Here is a 19,840-nt window from a genome sequence, read left to right on the forward strand (position 1 = left end):
CGTTGATTCTCCGGCGAAGCCTGTGGCATAGGCTTGTGAAAGTGTGTGAGCATGGGCTTACCCACGCCGAGCGGCCCTTCCGGCACGACTATCGCCGCGGGCTGGGCACCATCTATTCGGCCTTCTACCGCCCCGGGGAGGGACGGGTGCGCTACCGCTGACCCGCCTCGAGATCATCGAGGACTACCATGCCTTCCCTTCCAAGGAGGACTTCCGCCACCTCCCTCGAGGAAGGCTGATGCCGCCTCTTCGGTCCGGCGCAGAAAAAAACGCAACTTTGCCGGCAACGACGAAAAATAGCGCATTCGCCTTGCCGGCTAACGAAAACTCCCCACCCGCCAAACCCCTTACCCTGAACCTATCGAGCCGCCCGGGAAGCTGACGAACAGGCGGCTCGGCCGTTTTTCCAATACCGGTGATAGCGATACCGACGCCGGTGTGTCAGGGGAGGTGACCCATGAAGCTCAACGATCCGCGCCTACTGCGCCAGCATGCCTACGTGAACGGCAAGTGGACCCAGGGCGATGGCGGCCGCGAGGAGGCCGTGGTGGATCCCGCCACCGGCGAGACCCTGGGGCATATTCCCTGGCTGGAAGCCGAGCAGATCCGCGGCGCCGTGGATGCCGCCGAGGCCGCCTTCGTGCACTGGCGGGCGCTGCGCGCCGATGAGCGTTGCGAGCGCCTGCTGGCCTGGTACGACCTGATTCAGGCCAACCGCGAGGACCTGGCCACCATCATAACCATGGAGCAGGGCAAGCCGCTGCCGGACGCCCGCGGCGAGGTGGAGTATGGCGCAAGCTTCGTGCGCTGGTTCGCTGAGGAGGGCAAGCGCACCTATGGCGAGACCATCCCGAGCCATATTCCCAATGCCGCCCTGGGCACCCTCAAGGAGCCGGTGGGCATCGCCGCCCTGATCACGCCCTGGAACTTCCCGCTGGCGATGATCACCCGCAAGGCCGCCGCGGCCCTGGCCGCCGGCTGCCCGGTGATCGTCAAGCCCGCCGGCGAGACGCCCTTCTCGGCGCTGGCCCTGGCCGAGCTCGCCGAGCGCGCCGGGATCCCCGCCGGCATCTTCAATGTGGTGCTGGGGGAGCCCGCCGAGGTGTCGCAGCTGCTCTGCGCCGAGCCGCGGGTCAAGGCGCTGTCGTTCACCGGCTCCACCCGGGTCGGCCGCCTGTTGCTGGAACAGAGCGCTCCTACCGTCAAGCGGGTCTCCATGGAGCTGGGCGGCAACGCGCCCTTTATCGTCGGCCCGGACATGGACCCAAGAGAGGCGGCCTTCGCCGCCGTGGCGGCCAAGTTCCAGACCGCGGGGCAAGACTGCCTGGCGGCCAATCGTATCCTGGTCCACGAGTCGATCCATGACGACTTCGTGGCCCACTTCGCCAGTCGCATGGCGGCCCTGACCCTGGGCAACGGCCTGGAGCCGGAGGTGGACCTGGGCCCGCTGATCCACCGCCAGGCGGTGGACAAGGCCTCGGCCATCGTCGACGACGCCCTCTCGAAGGGCGCCACCTTGGTGGCCGGCGACCAGTCTCGGGCCCCGGGCCCCAACTTCTTCGTGCCCACCCTGCTCACCGGGGTGACGCCGAAGATGAAGGTGTGGCGCGAGGAGAACTTCGCTCCGGTGGCCGGCGTGACCGCCTATGGCGATGACGACGAGGTGATCGAGCTGGCCAACGATACCGAGTATGGTCTGGCGGCCTATGTCTACACCCATGACATTCGCCGTATCTGGAAGCTGCTGCGGGCCCTCGAGTACGGCATGGTCAGCGTCAACTCGGCGAAGATGACCGGCCCTCCCGTGCCCTTCGGCGGCGTCAAGCAGTCCGGCCTCGGCCGCGAGGGCGGCACCACCGGCATCGACGAGTATCTCGAGACCAAGTATTACTGCCTCGGCGCCTTGGTGTCCGTCTCTGGTAGTTGAGCTTGCTGCGCTCGGCCATACTGTGTTGGATCTTGACTCGAACATGCTCATTTACAGAACGTAAACTCCGCGTTCTCGTCAAGATCCGCCTTGTCTGGCCTTCGCTCGCAGAGCTCTCGCGCTTAACGGTTTTGGTTAATTAATTTTACATCCTCCCCGGCGGGACGCCGGGGAGCCTGATATGAGCAGAGGAAAGACATGAGCCAGCAGCACCAGGATCTGATCGACCGCGACCGCAAGGTGACCTTCCACGCCTCTACCCACCTGCGCGACTTCGCCCAGGGCGACGCGCCGGGCCGCGTGATCACCGGCGGCAAGGGCATCCATATCCGCGACAAGGATGGCCGCGAGTTCATCGATGCCTTCGCCGGCCTCTACTGCGTCAACATCGGCTATGGCCGCACCGAGGTGGCCGAGGCGATCTATCAGCAGGCCCTGGAGCTCTCCTACTACCACACCTATGTGGGCCATTCCAACGAGCCGCAGATCGCCCTCTCCGAGAAGATCATCGCCCTCGCCGGCCCCGGCATGTCCAAGGTCTACTACGGCCTCGGCGGCAGTGATGCCAACGAGACCCAGCTCAAGATCGTGCGCTACTACAACAACGTGCTGGGTCGCCCGCTGAAGAAAAAGGTGATCTCGCGCATGCGCGGCTACCACGGCTCGGGCCTGGCCACCGGCTCGCTGACCGGCCTCAAGGCGTTCCACGACCAGTTCGACCTGCCCTTCGAGGGCATCCTGCACACCGAGGCGCCCTACTACTACCACCGCGCCGCCGAGCAGCAGGGCATGACTGAGCGCGAGTTCTCGCACTATTGCGCCCAGAAGCTCGAGGCGATGATCCTGGCCGAGGGCCCCGAGACCGTGGCCGCCTTCATCGGCGAGCCGGTGCTCGGCACCGGCGGCATCGTACCGCCGCCCGAGGGCTACTGGGAGGCGATCCAGGCGGTGCTGGCCAAGTACGATGTGCTGCTGATCGCCGACGAGGTGGTGTGCGGCTTCGGGCGCATCGGCGCCGACTTCGGCAGCCACTTCTACGGCATCAAGCCGGATCTGATCACCGTCGCCAAGGGCCTGACCAGCGCCTACCAGCCGCTCTCCGGCGTCATCGTCGGTGACCGCGTCTGGCAGGTCCTCGAGCAGGGCACCGGCCAGTACGGCCCCATCGGCCACGGCTGGACCTACTCCGGCCACGCCCTGGGCTGTGCCGCCGCCCTGGCCAACCTGGCGATCATCGAGCGCGAGGATCTGACCGGGAACGCCCGTGATACCGGCGCCTACCTGCAGCAGGCCATGGCCACCGCCTTCGGCGACCACCCGATCGTCGGCAACGTGCGCGGCGTGGGCATGCTGGCCGCGCTGGAGTTCTCCGTGGACCCCGAGCAGCGCAAGCACTTCGACCCGGCCCTCAAGGTGGGCCCGCGCATCGCCGCCGCGGCCCTGGAGGAGAATCTGATCGCCCGCGCCATGCCCCAGGGCGACATCCTGGGCTTCGCGCCGCCGCTGGTCACCACCCGCGACGAGGTTGACGAGATCGTCACCCGCGCCCGCCGCGCGGTGGACAAGGTCACCGACGAGCTGGTGCGCGAGGGCGCCGTCCAGGCCGTCCGCGTCTGACAGCAAGCGGCAGCTGCCAATCACGGGCGCTGACAGGAAGAGCGCCCCGTTCCGTCGGACAAGGCCGGTGATCCTTACCGTCGGGCCCAACAGCATCTACGCTGAGGGAGTCAGAGTGACGTGTCGAATGCCCAGGCCCATTTCCGTGCGTCTTGGCTGAGCCATGTTGGTGGAATCATTTTGCTGAACTACGGATGGCATCCACACTCACACTCACTGTACGGGTCGCGCAGGGAAGATCACCATGAGCCGAGTTCATGTTGCCCTGGCTGGGCGCCGCTTCCTCCTGTTCAGCCTTTTCTGCCTGGCGCTGGGCGCCTCCCTGGCGCTCTTCCAGTCAGTGGTCCAGGCACAGCAGAGCGAGCGCACGGCGCTAGTGATGACCGTGGAGGGCGCCATCGGCCCCGCCACCAGCGACTACTTCCAGCGCGGCCTGCGCCGGGCCGCCGAGGGCAATGCTGAGATCGTGGTGGTGCAGATGGACACCCCCGGTGGCCTGGACGCCGCCATGCGCGACATGATCCGCGCCATGCTCACCTCGCCGGTGCCGGTGGCCATCTATGTATCGCCGAGCGGCGCCCGGGCGGCCAGCGCCGGTACCTACCTGCTCTACGGCAGCCACGTGGCGGCCATGGCGCCCTCCACCCACCTGGGCTCGGCCACGCCGGTGCAGATGGGCGGCGGATTTCCGGGAATCGGCGGCGACGATGACGGCGAGCGCAGCGGCACCCGCAGCGGGGCGCGTGCCGAGGAGCCCGGGCAGCAGGCCGAGGCCAACGGCGATGACGCCGCCGAGGGGGATGCCGTGCCCGATGCGGCGGCCACCGACGAGCAGGTTGAGGAGCGCAGCCGCGCCGCCGATGGCCCGCGCCGCGGCGAGACCGCCATGGAGCGCAAGGTGCTCGAGGACGCCGTCTACTACATCCGCGGCCTGGCCGAGCGCCACGGCCGCAACGCTGACTGGGCCGAGGAGGCGGTGCGCGAGGCGGTCAACCTCACCTCTCGGGAGGCGCTGGAGAAGAATGTCATCGACGTGGTGGCCAGCGACATCGAGGACCTGCTCGCACAGATCGACGGTCGCACGGTGGTGATGGAGCGTGGCGAACTGACCCTTGCGACCGCGGAACTCGTCATCGAGCGCTTCGATCCCGACTGGCGCACCCAGCTGCTCTCGGTGATCACCAACCCCAACGTCGCCTACTTCCTGATGATCATCGGCTTCTACGGGCTGATCTTCGAGCTCTCCAATCCGGGCAGCCTGGTGCCGGGCACCATCGGCATCATCTGCCTGCTGCTGGCGCTCTTTGCCTTCCAGGTGCTGCCGGTCAACTACGCCGGCCTGGCGCTGATCCTGGTCGGCCTGGCGCTGATGGTGGGCGAGGCGCTGATGCCCAGCTTCGGCATATTGGGAATGGGCGGCATCGTCGCCTTCGTGATCGGATCGGTGATTCTGATGGACGCAGACAACCTGAGTATCTCGCTGCCGATGATCGGTGGCATCGCCCTGCTGGCCGCGGTCCTGATGCTGTGGGTGATGATCCGCTTCGTCAGCCTGCGCCGGCGCCCGGCCAAGGGCGGGCAGGAGGAGCTGGTCGGCAGCGAGGCCCGGGTCCTCGAGGACTTCGACGGTAGCGGGCATGTGCGCCTGATGGGCGAGCGCTGGAATGCCCGCAGCACCAGCCCCTTGGTCAAGGGCCAGAGGGTTCGGGTGGTAAGCATTGACGGCCTGACCGTCGAGGTCGAGCCCCTGGAGGAACACCACTGAGGCGACGCGCTCGGCGCGTCCACGGTTTCACCCTGAGCAAGGAGAAGCACCATGTTGATTCCCTATCTCGTACCGGTCGTGCTGCTGTTCATGCTGGTCGCGGCCTCGATCCGCATCCTGCCGGAGTACATGCGCGGCGTGGTGTTCTTCCTGGGGCGCTTCCAGGGGGTCAAGGGGCCGGGGTTGATCATCGTCATTCCCGGCATCCAGAAGATGGAGGTGGTCGACCTGCGGGTGATCACCATGGACGTGCCGGAGCAGGACGTGATCTCCCAGGACAACGTCACGGTGAAGGTCAACGCGGTGATCTACTTCCGGGTGGTCGACCCGGAGAAGGCGATCATCCAGGTGGAGAACTTCACCATGGCCACCAGCCAGCTGGCTCAGACCACCCTGCGTTCGGTGCTCGGCAAGCATGACCTGGACGAGATGCTCTCCGAGCGCGACAAGCTCAACGACGACATCCAGGAGATCATCGATGCCTCCGCCGAGGGGTGGGGCATCAAGGTCTCCAACGTGGAGATCAAGCATGTCGATCTCAACGAGAGCATGATCCGCGCCATCGCCCGCCAGGCCGAGGCGGAGCGCGAGCGCCGCGCCAAGGTGATCCACGCCGAGGGTGAGCTGCAGGCCTCGCGCAAGCTGGTCGAGGCCGCCAACGTCATGGCCGAGAACTCGGCGGCCCTGCAGCTGCGCTACCTGCAGACCATGAGCGACATGAGCAACAAGAACGCCTCGACCATCGTCTTCCCGCTGCCCATGGACATCATGGAGGCCTTCAAGCACATGAAGGCCTCGCCGGCGGCCCAGGCGCGCAGCGCCGGACAGTCGTCCAACGGCAGTCACGACCCCTCCTGATTCCGCCATTACGACCACCCGGTCGTGGCGGCCCTGCGCCCCGGGTGCAGGGCCGCGGCGTTACTGCTAGAATTCGCGGCTCGATTTCCTGGCGACCCTGACCCCGGCTCATGCCGTGGCTCGGAGCCGTGACGGAGACCAGGGCGCCCCGCAAGCGCTCCTCCAAGACCAGAGACCGCACCCCGTGATGACTCCCCCGGCAGGGCTGGCGACTCCGCCCTAGCGCACCTCTCCTTCCCCCCGGCGGCGCCTCGTCATCGAGGCGCCGCCGCGTGGCATCCCCCTGTGGATGCCCGGGCGCCCCTGCGCCCCGGCGATGGGCCCCGCAAACGGCGGCGGCACCGCGCAGCACAAGACAAGACCCTCAAGAGGCAACGCCTGGCGCTGGCCGCCCGGCCGGCACCCTGCGGTGCGGCCAGCGGCGTAGTCCGTACCGCTCGATGCCTTGCGGCATGACACTCACTCCTGACTGGAACACAGCATGTTCGAATCGCTACGACAGACCTGGTTCTCCAACGTGAAGGGAGACACCCTCGCCGGTATCGTGGTGGCCCTCGCCCTGATACCCGAGGCGATCGCCTTCTCCATCATTGCCGGCGTGGACCCCAAGGTGGGCCTCTACGCCTCCTTCTGCATCGCGGTGATCATCGCCTTCACCGGCGGCCGGCCGGGCATGATCTCGGCGGCCACCGGCGCCATGGCGCTCTTGATGGTCACCCTGGTGCGCGACCACGGCCTCGAGTACCTGCTCGCCGCCACCCTGCTCACCGGGGTGCTGCAGATCATGGCCGGCTATCTCAGGCTTGCCGAGCTGATGCGCTTCGTCTCACGCTCGGTGGTGACGGGCTTCGTCAACGCTCTGGCCATCCTGATCTTCATGGCCCAGCTGCCGGAGCTGACTGGGGTGACCTGGCACGTCTATGCCATGACCATTGCCGGCCTGGCCATCATCTACGGCTTCCCCTACCTGCCGAGGATCGGCAGGTCGATCCCCTCGCCGCTGGTTTGCATCGTGGTGCTCACCGCGGTCTATCTGTTCTCCGGCATGGAGATCCGCACCGTGGGCGACATGGGCGAGCTGCCCGACACCCTGCCGGTCTTCCTGTGGCCTGACGTGCCGCTCAACCTCGAGACCCTGTGGATCATCCTGCCCTACTCGCTGATGCTCACCGTGGTGGGCTTGCTGGAGTCGATGATGACCGCCACCATCGTCGACGATCTCACCGATACCCCGAGCGACAAGAACCGCGAGTGCAAGGGGCAGGGCATCGCCAATATCGGCGCCGGCCTGCTGGGCGGCATGGCGGGCTGCGCCATGATCGGCCAGTCGGTGATCAACGTGAAATCCGGCGGCCGCGGGCGCCTCTCCACCCTGGTGGCCGGGGTGGTGCTGCTGATTCTGGTGGTGTTCCTCTCCGACTGGGTCTCGCAGATTCCCATGGCCGCGCTGGTCGCGGTGATGATCATGGTCTCCATCGGCACCTTCAGCTGGGCCTCGATACGCGATCTCCGGCAGCACCCCATGAGCACCAACGTCGTCATGTTGGCCACCGTGGCGGTCACCGTGGCCACCCACAATCTGGCTATCGGCGTCTTCGTCGGCGTGCTGATCGCCGCCATAAACTTCGCCAACAAGGTGGGAAACATCCTCTACATCGGCTCCGAGAAGACCGGCGAGGGCCGCCGCTACACGGTGGTCGGGCAGGTCTTCTTCGCCTCCTCCGAGCGCTTCGGCAACGCCTTCGACTTCAAGGAGAGCGTCGAGAAGGTCACCATCGACCTCACGCGTGCCCACTTCTGGGACATCACCGCCGTGCAGGCCCTGGACCGGGTGGTGATCAAGTTCCGCCGCGAGGGCACCGAGGTCGAGCTGGTGGGCCTCAACGAAGCGACGGCCACCATCGTGGATCGCTATGCTGTGCACAATGATCCTGCCGCCGTCGTCAAGCTGATGGGCGGCCACTGAGGATCACGATGACCATGACAGATCAGGTGATGGCCGCCATCGACGGTTCGACGTTCTCGGAAGGGGTGTGCGGCTACGCCGCCTGGGCCAGCCTCGCCCTGGGCGCGCCGCTGACTTTCCTGCACGTGAACGATAACCACGCGCCCCCCGAGGAGCGCAACCTCTCCGGCAACCTGCTGGCCGGTGGGCGTGAGCGCCTGCTCGAGGAGCTTGCCCGGCTCGACGAGCAGCGCGCCAAGGTGGCCCAGGAGCAGGGCCGGCTGATGCTGCAGGCCGCCAGGGAGCGGGCCATCCAGGATGGCGTGGCGGAGCCCGGCACCCGCCAGCGCAACGGTACCCTGGTGGAGGACCCTGGAAGAACTGCAGGGCGACATGCGCCTGCTGGTGATCGGCAAGCGCGGCGAGGGCGCCGAGCAGGCCAGCGGCCACCTGGGGTCCAACCTGGAGCGGGTGGTGCGCACCCTGCATCGGCCGATCCTGATGGTGCCGGCGTCCTTCGAGGCCCCGAAGAAGGTGATGCTCGCCTTCGACGGCAGCAAGACCACCCGCAAGGGGGTGGAGATGCTGGCGAAGAGCCCGCTGTTCGCGGGCATTCCGGTGCATGTGGTGATCATCGGCGCCGAGACCGGCGACAACCGCTCCCAGCTCGACTGGGCGCTCAAGACGCTGCGCGACGCGGGTCATGAGGCCGAGGGCGCTATTCGCGCCAGCGAGGTGGAGGCGACCCTGCGCGCCTACCAGGAGGAGCAGGGCATCGACCTGCTGGTGATGGGCGCCTACGGCCACTCGCGCATCCGCCACCTGCTGGTGGGCAGCACTACCACCGAGATGCTGCGCCGTGCGAAGGTGCCCGTGCTGCTGCTGCGCTGAGCGCCGAGGCCGACCGGCCCATGACGCCCCGGGCTCCCGAGTGAATCACGGGAGCCCGGGGCGTCATGCTGTCAGGGGCAGCTGTCGCCGACCATCAGCTCGGTGGCCAGCAGGCTCGAGGTGGGCGGGGTCAGGCCGAGGATCATGCGGGCCGCCATGCGCCCCTTCTCGGTGCTGTCCTGGCGCACCGTGGTGAGACGCGGTGCCCGGTACTGCCCCTCGGCGATGCCGTCGAAGCCGGTGATGCGCAGGTCCTCGGGGACTCGCAGGCCCCGCTGCTCGGCCAGGGTCAGCGCGGTCAGCGCGATGCGGTCGGACATGCACAGGAGCAGGTCGGGACGCTCGTCGCCCGGCAGGTCGAGGATCGGTGCGAGCACCGGGGCACACACCTCGAAGGTGTTCTCCTCGATGTTCCACATCGGCACCCCGGCCGGGTCGATCCCGTGCTCTGCCAGGGCGCGGTGGAAGCCGGTCAGGCGCGAGCGGGTGATGGTCTGCTCGGCCCCCAGCAGCCGATGTGATGCGGTGATGGGGCCGTTGCAGGGCTCGGCGGTCAGGCGCAGGTTGACGATCGCCGGGCGCCGGGGAGGCGTCGCCAGGGCGTGCCGGGCGATGGCCTGGCAGGCCGCCTCGTTGTCCACGTGGATCGCCGGGCGCCCCTCGATATCGAAGTCCGCCGCTACCAGGGCCGCCTGGCTCGGCAGGCTCTCCAGCAGCGTGGGCGACGGCATCAGGCCGTAGACGATGAAGCCGTCGGCCATGCTGGCCGAGCCCGGGAACTGAGCCTGGGTCTGCCGCGAGGAGAGCAGCAGCAGGGTGTGCCCCTGGGCGTCGAGCACCTCGGCCACCCCCGAGAGGAACTCGCTGGCCACGGCATCGTTCAGGCTGTAGGTGAGGCTCTCGGCGAGGATCACCGCGATGATCCGCGAGCGCCCGGTGCGCAGGCTGCGCGCCTTGGCGTCCGGCCCTCGGTAGCCCAGGCGCTTGGCCTCGCCGAGGATGCGCTCGCGCAGGGCGGGCGAGAGCTGGTCCGGCCGGTTGAAGGCGTTGGAGACGGTGGCCGTGGAGACACCGAGCTCCCTTGCCAGATCCTTCAGCGTGATACGACGGGGGGTAGACACAAGCGCGGTTCCTTCGCCATCTGGATCGATTCAGTCAGCTCGCTATCCTAGTGGTCCGCGCGCCATTTGGCCACTGTGCGAGCGGCACGGCTCCGCAAGCGGGCCGTGCCGTGAGCCTCAGGCCACCGCCCGGGCCGGGGCGACGCCCAGTGCCCGGTCCTGCCCGTCGAACAGGTGGACGTGATCGGGGTCCGGGACCAGCGCCACCCGCTGGCCGACCCGCCACTGGCTCGGGGCCTCGCTGCGGTGGATCAGCAGGGTCTCGCCGGCCTTGGGCGCCAGGTAGACGTAGACCTCGTTACCCAGGTACTCCACGTTGACGATCTCGAAGGCGTTGTCGCCCTTGGCCTCGTCCAGGCGCAGGTGCTCGGGGCGCACGCCCAGGGTCAGCGCCTCGCCGGCGGCATGCTGGCGGGTGTCCTGGGGCAGGGCCAGCTCATTGAGGCCGGCGGTACGTACCCGGCAGCCGCGCGAGTCGCCGCTCACCAGGGCGGCCGGCAGGAAGTTCATGGTGGGGGAGCCGATGAAGCCGGCGACGAACTTCGTTGCCGGGCGCTGATAGAGCTCATGGGGGCTGCCCACCTGTTCCACGCGGCCGGCGTTGAGCACCACGATCTTGTCGGCCAGCGTTATGGCCTCCACCTGATCGTGGGTGACGTAGATCATGGTGGATTCGAGGCGCTGGTGCAGGCGGGCGATCTCGTTGCGCATCTGCACCCGCAGTGAGGCGTCGAGATTGGAGAGCGGCTCGTCGAACAGCAGGATGCGCGGCTCCCGGGCCATGGCGCGGCCCATGGCCACCCGCTGGCGCTGGCCGCCGGAGAGCGCCTTGGGCTTGCGCTCGAGCAGCTCCTCGAGCTGCAGGATGCGGGCGGTGGCCATCACCCGCTCGTGGATGGTCTCCCTGGCGGTCTTGGCCAGCTTGAGGCCGAAGGCCATGTTTTCGTAGACCGTCATGTGCGGGTAGAGGGCGTAGGACTGGAAGACCATGCCCACGCCGCGATCCCGGGGCGGCAGCTCGTTGACCACGGTCTCGCCGATGGAGAGCTCGCCGTCGCTGATCGACTCGAGCCCGGCGATCAGCCGCAGCAGGGTCGACTTGCCGCAGCCCGAAGGGCCGACGAAGACCACGAATTCGCCATCGCCGATGTCGAGATCCACGTCCTTGATGATATGGGTGCTGCCGAAGACCTTGTTGACCCGGTCGAGTTTGACGCTTGCCATCTGTTGACTCCTTGCCGGCCCCTTCCGTTGAGCGTTCCTGGCGGGGCCGGCGTCTTGTTATGGGGGCGGCGGCCCGCTCAGGATACCGCGAACCAGGCCGCCTGGTAGGGCGGCAGGTGAAGGGTGTCGCCGTCGAGGCGGGCCCTGAAGCCGTGCCCCTCGAGGGCGTGGTCGACCGCCAGCGGCAGCCGGGTCTCGTGGGGCTCGGCGGTGAGGTTGAAGAGACACAGGATCCGCTCGCCCGCACCTTCGCGCACGAAACCGAGCAGGTCCTCGCCGACGTCGACCAGGGTGAGGTCACCATCGACCAGGGCCGGATGCGCGGCGCGGAAGGCCAGCAGGCGGCGGGTGGCGCTGAGCACCGAGGCCGGGTCGTCCTGCTGGGCGGCCACGGCCAGAGGCAGCTGGCGCGCCTCCACCGGCAGCCAGGGTTCGACGCCTGCGGGGCTGAAGCCGCCGTTCTCGACGTTCTCCCAGGGCATGGGGGTACGACAGCCGTCGCGTCCCTTGAACTCCGGCCACAGCACCTTGCCGTAGGGGTCCTGGATGCGCTCGAAGGGGACGTCCGCCTCCATCAGGCCCAGCTCCTCGCCCTGATAGAGGCAGACGCTGCCGCGCAGCGAGAAGAGCATCGCCAGCGCCACCTTGGGGTAGGCAACGGGATCCTCGTCCGCGCCCCAGCGGGTGGCGCTTCTCACCACGTCGTGGTTCGAGGTGGCCCAGCAGGGCCAGGCGTCGCCGGCCAGGCGCTGGAAGCGCTCGATGACCTCGCGCAGATAGGCCGCCGAGTGCGGGGCGTTGAGCAGGTCGAAAGTGTAGGCCATGTGCAGCTTGTCGCCGCCGGCGGTGTACTCGGCCATGCGCGCAAGCGGGTTGTCATCGCCGATCTCGCCCACCGTGGTGGTGCCGGGGAACTCATCCATCAGCGCGCGCAGCTCGCGCAGGAAGTCCAGGTTCTCCGGGCGGCTCAGGTCATAGACGTGGCGCTGCCAGGTGTAGGGGTTGGCGTCCGGGGCGCCCAGGGTCTTGGCCTCGCCCGCCGGCACCGGCGGGTTGTCGCGAAGCGCCTGGTCGTGGAAGTAGAAGTTGACGGTGTCCAGGCGGAAGCCGTCGACCCCGAGTTCCAGCCAGAAGCGCATGTTATCGAGCTGGGCGGCCCGCACCTCCGGGTGGTGGAAGTTGAGGTCCGGCTGGCTGGTCAGGAAGTTGTGCAGGTAGTACTGGCGCCGGCGCGAGTCGAAGGTCCAGGCCGCGCCGCCGAAGATCGACAGCCAGTTGTTGGGCGGGGTGCCGTCGGGCCTGGGATCGGCCCAGACGTACCAGTCCGCCCGGGGATTGGTGCGGTCGACGCGGCTCTCCTGGAACCAGGGATGCTGGTCGGAGGTGTGGCTGATCACCTGGTCGATCATCACCTTGAGGCCCAGCGCGTGCGCCCTGGCCAGCAGCGTCTTGAAGTCCTCCAGGGTGCCGAACATCGGGTCCACGTCGCGGTAGTCGCTGACGTCGTAGCCGAAGTCGAGCATCGGCGAGGTGAAGAAGGGCGACAGCCAGATGCCGTCGACGCCCAGGCTTGCCACGTAGTCGAGCTTCTCGGCGATGCCCTTGAGGTCGCCGATGCCGTCGCAGTTGGCGTCCATGAAGCTGCGCGGGTAGATCTGGTAGATGACGCCGCCGCGCCACCAGAAGGTGTTGTCCTGCATGGGGGATTCCATATTTGACAGGGTGAATGGGGGCCTCAGCCCTTGACGGCGCCGGCAGTCAGCCCCGAGACGATGCGCCGCTGGAAGATGATCACCAGCACCACCAGGGGCACGGTGACGATCACCGAGGCGGCCATGATCGGGCCCCAGGGCAGCTCGTAGGCGCTGCCGCCGGAGAGCAGGGCGATGGCCACCGGCACGGTGCGCTGGCTGTCGGTGAGGGTGAAGGTCAGGGCGAAGAGGAACTCGTTCCAGGCGGCGATAAAGGCTAACAACCCTGTCGTCGCCATGGCCGGCCACATCAGCGGCAGGAACACTCGTGTGATGGTCACCCAGGGGGTGGCGCCGTCCATGATCGCCGCCTCCTCGAGCTCCATGGGCAGCTGGCGCATGAAGGTGGTCAGCACCCAGACGGTGAAGGGCAGGGTGAAGATGGTGTAGCTCAGGATCAGGCCGCCCGGGTTGTTGTAGAGGTTGAGCGCCCGGATCACCTCGAACAGGCCCGAGAGCACCGCTACCTGGGGGAACATGGAGACGCCGAGGATCACCAGCAGCACCGTGGAGCGGCCGCGAAAGCGCACCCGGCCCAGGGCGTAGGAGGCGGTGAGGCCGAGCAGCAGGGCGATGGCCACCACGCTGGTGGCGACCAGGAGGGAGTTGAAGATCGCCTGGAGGAAGCTTCGCTGGGTGAACACCTGGGCATAGTTGGCCAGGCTCCAGGTGCTGGGCCACAGCTCGACTCGGAAGAGGTCGCTCGAGGGCTTGAAGGAGGTGATCACGGCGTAATAGAAGGGGAACACCGCGACGACCACCACGAAGGCCACCAGGACCCAGAAGCCGATGCGAGTGGCGAGCTTGTTGAACTGGCGCGAGGTCATGCGTCACCTCCCAGGTTGAGGCGCTTACGGCCCAGGTAGAGGTAGGCGATGGTGGCCAGCGCGATGATCAGGAACAGCAGGGTGGAGGCGGCGCTGCCGTAGCCCACGTCCTGGAACTCGACGAGCTGCTGGCGGGCGTAGATGGACATCGACATGGTGCTGGTGGAGTTGGAGGTCAGTACGTAGATGACGTCGAACACCCGCAGGGCGTCGAGCAGGCGGAAGATCACCGCCACCATCAGCGCCGGGGTGATCAGCGGCAGGGTCACCCTGAAGAACACCCGGACCGGGTGGATGCCGTCCACCTCGGCCGCCTCGTAGCAGTCCTTGGGCAGCATCTGCATGGCGGCCAGCGCCAGCAGGGCGACGAAGGGGGTGGTCTTCCACACGTCGACCATGATCACCGCCCACATGGAGTAGCGGGCATCCGCCGTCCAGGCGATGGGCTCGCCGATGATGCCAAGCGTCATCAGCAGCTGGTTGACGATCCCGAACTGGTCGTTGAGCATCCAGGCCCACATCTGGGCCGAGACGATGGTGGGGATCGCCCAGGGGATCAGCACCGCGGCGCGCACCAGGGTGCGCCCCTTGAACTCGGCGTTGAGGATCAGGGCCACGATCACCCCGAACACCACCTCCAGCGACACCGAGACGATGGCGAAGAAGAAGGTGTTCCACACCGCGCGCCACCAGATCGGGTCGGCGAGCACGCCGTACCACTGGCCGTCGTCGAGGACCAGGTAGTTCTCCAGGCCGACGAAGAGGACGTCGCCGAGATCGGAAAGCGAGGCGTCGGTGAAGCTGAAGTAGAAGGTGCGCACCAGCGGCCAGCCGGCCACCAGGGTGAGCACCACCAGCATCGGGGCGAGGAACAGCCAGGCGGCCTTGACCCGCTGGCGGCGCACCTTGGTGCTGCGATACTGCGCGGCGGTCAGGCGCGCCTGGTCAGGCGCGCCGTGGTTGACAGTTGCGGTCATGGGGAAGGGCTCCCGGGTTACCAGTTGCGGCGCTTGAGGCGCGACAGTTCACGCTCGAGGTCGGCCACGGCCTCCTCGCCGCTGCGGCTGCCGGAGAGCACGTCGTGGGTGGCGCTGAAGAAGGCGTTGCTGACCCGGCCGTAGGCATCGCCGGTGACCGCCGAGGGGCGCGCCACGGCGTTGACGAAGGTGTCGTAGAGCTCGCCGAAGAAGGGCACGGCCTCCAGCACTTCCTCGTCCTCGTAGAGGGCCTCCAGGGTCGGGTTGTAGGCGCCGGCGATGGCGCGCCGCTTCTGCTCCTCGTGGCCGGTGAGGAAGGCCACCAGGTCGGCGGCGAGCTCGGGGTCCTCGCTGTAGCGGGAGACCGCCAGGTTCCAGCCGCCGAGGCCCGCCGCGTTTCTGCTCTCGCCGCCATCGCCGCCCGCCGGCAGCTGGGTCACGCCTACCTTGCCACGCACCTCGCTGCCCTCGCTCTGGGCCAGTGACCAGGCGTAGGGCCAGTTGCGCATAAAGACCGCATTGCCGCCCTGGAAGACGCCGCGCGCCTCCTCCTCGGTGTAGTTGAGCACGCCGCTCGGGGCGATATCGCCGATCCAGCTGGCGGCCAGGTCCAGGGCGGCCGCAGCGCGGGGGTTGTTGATGCTGATCTCGCCGTCGGGCTCCACCACGCTGCCGCCGCCGTGGCTGGCCACCCACTCCAGGGCGTTGACGGTCAGGCCCTCGTAGGCCCGGCCCTGGAACACGAAGCCGTGCATGCGCTCGTTGTCGGCCTCGCGCTCGGCCGCCTTGATCTCGCGGGCGATCTCGGTGAGCTCTGCCCAGGTCGCGGGTGCCTCGAAGCCGTACTTCTCGAGCAGGTCCTTGCGGTAGTAGAGCACCCCGGCGTCGGTGAACCAGGGCATCGCCACCAGGCGGCCGTCCACGGTGTTGTTCTCGACGATGGCCGGGAAGTGGCCCTCGCCGGCCTCCTCGCCCAGCGCCTCGCGCAGGTCGAGCAGGTGGTTGGCGAGCAGGCCGGGCCAGATCACGTCGATCTGGAAGACGTCGATATCCCGGGAGTTGGCGGAGAGGATCTGCTGGTAGAGCGACAGCCGCTCGGTGGAGGAGTTGGGCGTGGAGACGATGTCGACGCGGTGGCCGGTCGCCTCCTCCCAGGCGCGCACGCCCTCCTCGCAGAGGGTCAGCTCGGCGCCGACCGCGCCGCAGGAGATGGTCAGATCCGCCGCCTGGGCCTGGCCGGTGGTGGCAAGCGTCGCGGTGCCCAGGGCGAGGGCGGTGATGAGAGGTGTCTTGAGCATGGGAGTCCTCGTCGGTTGTTATTGTCGGTTGGCGATGGTCTTAAACGATTAAGTACGTCGGCACAGTTAAGAGCATGGGCCGGGCCCCATCAATCTAGACTTTTGTCGAAGGGGCGGTGGCGTGGCCGGCAACGAGGGAGTGAGCGGCGACTTACCTTGCAAGCTAATGATTACGCCGCTCTCGCCGGCGCGGGCGGGTGTCAGGGAGCGGGCATTAGACATTGGTCGCGTTCTTGCCGGGCGACGTTGAGGAGGTCGACTTAAACGATTAAGTTTTGGTGGGCTTGCCCAGCCCGCCCTCCGGGGTGCCCCGACGGTCGGGTTACGCTGCCGGACTGAATCGTTACAGATCACAACAACAAGGGATGACATCACCATGAACGCCGTCATGTTCAAGACCCCTCTGGCCATTGGCATCGCCGTCGCCGGCCTGGCGCTGAGCGGCGCCGCCAGCGCCGATACCCATGGCATGGAGCAGCGTCTGGCCGAGCTGGAGGCGCGGATCGCCGCCGCCGAGCAGCGCGCCGCCGATGCCGAACAGCGCGCCACGCTTGCCGAGACCCGGGCCGAGAGTGGGGCCCGGCCGGATGCCGACGAGGTGGAGGAGCGCCTGGCCCGCGTCGAGCGCCAGGCCAGCGGCGAGGAGGGCTTCTCCTTCAACGCCTATGCCCGCTCCGGCCTGCTGCTGGGCGAGGATCGCAAGAGCATTCCCGGTGGGCCCTACGTGACGCCCGCCGGCCCCCTGGGTGGCGCCGTGGGGCGCCTGGGCAACGAGGGGGATACCTACGTGGAGGGCATCTTCAACTACCGGATGCGCTACGACAACGGCGCCCGGGCCCACTACCGCATGATGCTGGCCGACTCCGTCAGCACCAGCAACGACTGGACCGCCGACGAGTCGAACCTCAACGTTCGCCAGGTCTATGCGGAGTTCAGTGAGCTGCCGAGCTTCACCGGCGTCTTCGAGAATGCCTCGATCTGGGCCGGCAAGCGCTTCGACCGCGACAACTTCGACATCCACTGGATCGACAGCGACTTCGTCTTCCTGGCCGGCACCGGCGCGGGGATCTACGACATGCAGCTGGCCGACGACTGGACCTCCAACCTGTCGCTCTATGGCCGCAGCTTCAGCGGCTTCGACCTGATCGGCAGCGATGATCCGAACGCGGGCAGCACCGACAGCCTGATCCTCACCAGCAACAACTACGTCGGCAACTGGCAGTTCATGGTCAGCGGCCTCTCCGCCGCGGACAACGACGAGCGCGATATCGGGGCGGGCCAGACCGCCGCCGACAGCGGCTTCCACACCATGGTGGCCTACCACGGCGACAGCTTCTTCGGCCTGGGGGAGGGTAACTTCAAGGCGGCCCTGATTCACGGCCAGGGCCTGGGCGCGGAGGCCAAGGTGCTGGGCGCCGACGGCGCGCTGACCGATGACGCCCAGGCGACCCGCCTCGCCCTCGGCCACGGCATTATCCTCGGCAGTCGCCTCGGCGCTCACGCCGGCAGAGCCGGCCTCCTCTGACCCTTTCGCCCTGGCCCCGCCGCTCTCTTCGTCATCGCCGCCGCCCAGCCCCGGCAGGCCGCCCCCGCCCATCTGTACCGGCGTGGCCGAACCCAGATGGGTGGAGGGGGCCATCGCCGCCACATGGCTGGCGTAGAGCAGGTAGGTGCCGGCGCTGGCCGCCCGGGCGCCTGCCGGCGAGACGTAGATGGCCACCGGCACCGGCGAGGTGAGCATGGCGCGGATCATCGAGCGCATCGAGGCGTCGAGGCCGCCGGGGGTGTCCAGCTGCACCACCACGATCTCGGTATTGCCCTCGGCGGCCCGGCGCAGGCCGCGCTGGAAGTAGTCGCTGGTGGCCGGCCCGATGGCTCCCTCAACGGTCATCACCAGCGCGGTGCGTTCCTTCTGCTGGGCCTGGACCACCGACTGGAAGAGCGCCAGCAGTGCCCCCAGCGCCAGGCAGAAGAGGCTAAACAGAAGGAAGTGGCGCCCAGTCAGGGCGGCATGAACTCGGCTCATGGTGATCTTCCCTGTGCGACCCGTGTCGTGGGTGTGAGTGTCGGCACGGCGCTTGGTTCGATAACATCTCAACAAAGGGGCAAATTCGACCAGCCAGGCCAGGGAGGTGAGACCACCACCGCCGTTACCCCACTTGACGGAACACTACCACAGCTCTCGCAACACATCTGAGCGTTGTGGGTAAGTTCAGAAGCATCTGCTCAAGATGGATGCCACTATGCCGATGTAATGGGTGATTATGTGCTGTGTTCATCACCCCTCGATAAGGAAGGCCTCAGCCAATGACCCTACACCTAACGATCAAGTCACGCCTGATTCTGCTGGTATCGCTGATGCTTCTGCTGCTGGCCGGTGTCGGCCTGCTGGGCATCAGCGGAATGAATACGGCCAACCGCACCGCCGACAGCCTCTATCAGGATAACCTGCGCGAAGCGCAACAGCTGGCGAACCTCAACGAGCTGTTGCGTGAAACCATGATAGAGCTCTCGCTCTCGGCACAGCATGACCCGCACCTTCCTGTCAGCCAGCTCCACGACCACCCCACCACGATGCATCTAGACAATGTACGCCGCAACATGGAGCAGATCGATGCCCTGTGGGCCATCCACAGGGATGAGGACCACTCTTCCGGCGCCACCGAATTGACCCGCCGCTTCGACCAGCAGTATCAGCGCCTGGTCGTCGACGGGATTGAACCGGCGCTGCAGCTCTACGCCGCCAATGACTTCAATCGCGCCAACGAGATCGTCTTCGTGGAGGCAATGCCGCCCTTCCGTGAGCTGGTAGATACTCTTCATGCGCTGATCCGCTACGAGAACGAGCAGGCCTCAGCCAGCTACCAAGCGGCGGTGGATCGCGCCAAGCGCCTGCGTGCCGTCGTCGTCGGTGTGTTGATCGCCGGCATCCTGCTCGGCTCTATCCTCGGCTGGCTGCTGATGCAGCGCATTCTGCAGCCGCTCTCGCGTGCCCGCCACCACCTGCAGCAGATGGCCGATGGCAACCTGACCGATACCATCGAGGCACACAGCCGCGATGAGGTGGGTCAGATGATGCTGGTCCTCGCCGACACCCAGGAGAAGATCCGCGACCTGATCATTGACATTCAGCACTCTGCAGAGTCGATCTCCACTGCCTCGACTCAGATCGCTAGTGGCAATACCGACCTCTCCCAGCGCACTGAGGAGCAGGCCTCCAGTCTTCAGGAGACGGCAGCCAGTATGGAGGAGGTGGCCACCACGGTGAAGAACAACACCGAGCATACCAAACAAGCCAACCGGCTCTCCCACGAGGCGAGTCAGTCAGCCAGTGTCGGCGGTGAACGCGCCCAGCAGGCGGTGAAGAAGATGTACGAGATGGCGAAGAGCTCCGAGGAGATTAGCAGCATCATTTCACTGATTGACGGCATCGCCTTCCAGACCAATATCCTGGCACTGAACGCCTCGGTGGAGGCGGCGCGTGCCGGTGATCAGGGCCGCGGCTTTGCGGTGGTGGCCGGTGAAGTGCGCAACTTGGCCCAGCGCTCGGCGGAGGCTGCCAAGCAGATTCAAGCCCTGATCCCGTCTAATTCATGACGAGGGGCTGAAAAACAAGGTAGCGGCTGGTAATCTCTTGTG

Annotated in this window: 14 protein-coding genes and 2 pseudogenes; 10 read left to right on the plus strand and 6 right to left on the minus strand. The window is 67.2% G+C overall.

The genetic code is table 11. The features are described from left to right. Window positions 1-35 precede the first annotated feature (35 nt). The 7 genes and pseudogenes from DER72_RS16415 to DER72_RS10115 all read left to right on the plus strand — a co-directional run bounded on the left by DER72_RS16415 (window position 36) and on the right by DER72_RS10115 (window position 9,003). A complete protein-coding gene (locus tag DER72_RS16415; RefSeq protein WP_258306267.1) occupies window positions 36-161 on the plus strand; it encodes a hypothetical protein in 126 nt (41 codons plus the stop codon). 296 nt (window positions 162-457) lie between these two features. Next, the gene (locus DER72_RS10090; RefSeq protein WP_110069869.1) at window positions 458-1,927 is read left to right on the plus strand and encodes an NAD-dependent succinate-semialdehyde dehydrogenase; all 1,470 of its coding nucleotides are present in this window, start codon (window positions 458-460) and stop codon (window positions 1,925-1,927) included. Between the two features lie 198 nt (window positions 1,928-2,125). After that, window positions 2,126-3,544, plus strand: coding sequence for an aminotransferase (locus DER72_RS10095; protein ID WP_110069870.1), 1,419 nt, complete (start codon window positions 2,126-2,128; stop codon window positions 3,542-3,544). A gap of 244 nt (window positions 3,545-3,788) precedes the next feature. Next, the gene (locus DER72_RS10100) at window positions 3,789-5,309 is read left to right on the plus strand and encodes a nodulation protein NfeD (RefSeq protein WP_110069871.1); all 1,521 of its coding nucleotides are present in this window, start codon (window positions 3,789-3,791) and stop codon (window positions 5,307-5,309) included. Between the two features lie 51 nt (window positions 5,310-5,360). Next, entirely contained in the window at window positions 5,361-6,167 is an 807-nt protein-coding gene (locus DER72_RS10105; RefSeq protein WP_110069872.1) for a slipin family protein, read from the plus strand. A gap of 481 nt (window positions 6,168-6,648) precedes the next feature. After that, entirely contained in the window at window positions 6,649-8,133 is a 1,485-nt protein-coding gene (locus tag DER72_RS10110; protein ID WP_110069873.1) for a SulP family inorganic anion transporter, read from the plus strand. A 14-nt stretch (window positions 8,134-8,147) separates the two neighbouring features. Then, window positions 8,148-9,003: pseudogene (locus tag DER72_RS10115) on the plus strand (universal stress protein). A 71-nt stretch (window positions 9,004-9,074) separates the two neighbouring features. Here the strand turns inward: DER72_RS10115 and DER72_RS10120 are convergent. The 6 genes from DER72_RS10120 to DER72_RS10145 form a co-directional block, all read right to left on the minus strand. Then, window positions 9,075-10,124, minus strand: a complete 1,050-nt coding sequence (locus DER72_RS10120) for a substrate-binding domain-containing protein (RefSeq protein ID WP_181395647.1) — start codon at window positions 10,122-10,124, stop codon at window positions 9,075-9,077. A 117-nt stretch (window positions 10,125-10,241) separates the two neighbouring features. Continuing rightward, complete coding sequence (locus DER72_RS10125; protein ID WP_110069874.1) at window positions 10,242-11,348, minus strand: ABC transporter ATP-binding protein; 1,107 nt, start codon at window positions 11,346-11,348, stop codon at window positions 10,242-10,244. A gap of 77 nt (window positions 11,349-11,425) precedes the next feature. Continuing rightward, window positions 11,426-13,048: an alpha-glucosidase family protein gene (locus DER72_RS10130; protein WP_110069875.1), complete on the minus strand. Its 1,623-nt coding sequence runs from the start codon at window positions 13,046-13,048 to the stop codon at window positions 11,426-11,428. Window positions 13,049-13,083: 35 nt separating this feature from the next. Then, the gene (locus DER72_RS10135; protein WP_110069876.1) at window positions 13,084-13,926 is read right to left on the minus strand and encodes a carbohydrate ABC transporter permease; all 843 of its coding nucleotides are present in this window, start codon (window positions 13,924-13,926) and stop codon (window positions 13,084-13,086) included. Beyond that, the gene (locus DER72_RS10140) at window positions 13,923-14,903 is read right to left on the minus strand and encodes a carbohydrate ABC transporter permease (RefSeq protein ID WP_110069877.1); all 981 of its coding nucleotides are present in this window, start codon (window positions 14,901-14,903) and stop codon (window positions 13,923-13,925) included. The genes DER72_RS10135 and DER72_RS10140 overlap by 4 nt, the downstream gene beginning before the upstream one ends. A 17-nt stretch (window positions 14,904-14,920) precedes the next feature. Further along, complete coding sequence (locus DER72_RS10145; RefSeq protein ID WP_110069878.1) at window positions 14,921-16,201, minus strand: ABC transporter substrate-binding protein; 1,281 nt, start codon at window positions 16,199-16,201, stop codon at window positions 14,921-14,923. Between the two features lie 376 nt (window positions 16,202-16,577). Here DER72_RS10145 and DER72_RS10150 point away from each other — a divergent pair. The 3 genes and pseudogenes from DER72_RS10150 to DER72_RS16605 all read left to right on the plus strand — a co-directional run. Beyond that, window positions 16,578-17,663: pseudogene (locus DER72_RS10150) on the plus strand (carbohydrate porin); the annotation flags it as partial. A gap of 250 nt (window positions 17,664-17,913) precedes the next feature. Next, on the plus strand, window positions 17,914-18,054 hold the full coding sequence (locus DER72_RS16665; RefSeq protein WP_181395648.1) for a hypothetical protein: 141 nt from the start codon (window positions 17,914-17,916) through the stop codon (window positions 18,052-18,054). A 454-nt stretch (window positions 18,055-18,508) separates the two neighbouring features. Beyond that, on the plus strand, window positions 18,509-19,798 hold the full coding sequence (locus DER72_RS16605) for a methyl-accepting chemotaxis protein (protein WP_110069880.1): 1,290 nt from the start codon (window positions 18,509-18,511) through the stop codon (window positions 19,796-19,798). Window positions 19,799-19,840 lie beyond the last annotated feature (42 nt).

Origin of the sequence: Halomonas sp. A11-A, assembly GCF_003182195.1 — a bacterium.
Taxonomy (GTDB): domain Bacteria; phylum Pseudomonadota; class Gammaproteobacteria; order Pseudomonadales; family Halomonadaceae; genus Halomonas; species Halomonas alkalicola.

What these genes read in the sequence shown, in the direction of transcription:
- DER72_RS10130 (WP_110069875.1), bottom strand. Translation starts at nt 13,048, where the DNA reads ATGCAGGACAACACCTTCTGGTGGCGCGGCGGCGTCATCTACCAGATC.
- DER72_RS10100 (WP_110069871.1), top strand. Translation starts at nt 3,789, where the DNA reads ATGAGCCGAGTTCATGTTGCCCTGGCTGGGCGCCGCTTCCTCCTGTTC.
- DER72_RS10105 (WP_110069872.1), top strand. Translation starts at nt 5,361, where the DNA reads ATGTTGATTCCCTATCTCGTACCGGTCGTGCTGCTGTTCATGCTGGTC.
- DER72_RS10145 (WP_110069878.1), bottom strand. Translation starts at nt 16,201, where the DNA reads ATGCTCAAGACACCTCTCATCACCGCCCTCGCCCTGGGCACCGCGACG.
- DER72_RS10140 (WP_110069877.1), bottom strand. Translation starts at nt 14,903, where the DNA reads ATGACCGCAACTGTCAACCACGGCGCGCCTGACCAGGCGCGCCTGACC.
- DER72_RS10135 (WP_110069876.1), bottom strand. Translation starts at nt 13,926, where the DNA reads ATGACCTCGCGCCAGTTCAACAAGCTCGCCACTCGCATCGGCTTCTGG.
- DER72_RS10125 (WP_110069874.1), bottom strand. Translation starts at nt 11,348, where the DNA reads ATGGCAAGCGTCAAACTCGACCGGGTCAACAAGGTCTTCGGCAGCACC.
- DER72_RS10095 (WP_110069870.1), top strand. Translation starts at nt 2,126, where the DNA reads ATGAGCCAGCAGCACCAGGATCTGATCGACCGCGACCGCAAGGTGACC.
- DER72_RS16605 (WP_110069880.1), top strand. Translation starts at nt 18,509, where the DNA reads ATGACCCTACACCTAACGATCAAGTCACGCCTGATTCTGCTGGTATCG.
- DER72_RS10090 (WP_110069869.1), top strand. Translation starts at nt 458, where the DNA reads ATGAAGCTCAACGATCCGCGCCTACTGCGCCAGCATGCCTACGTGAAC.
- DER72_RS10110 (WP_110069873.1), top strand. Translation starts at nt 6,649, where the DNA reads ATGTTCGAATCGCTACGACAGACCTGGTTCTCCAACGTGAAGGGAGAC.
- DER72_RS16665 (WP_181395648.1), top strand. Translation starts at nt 17,914, where the DNA reads ATGGCCACCGGCACCGGCGAGGTGAGCATGGCGCGGATCATCGAGCGC.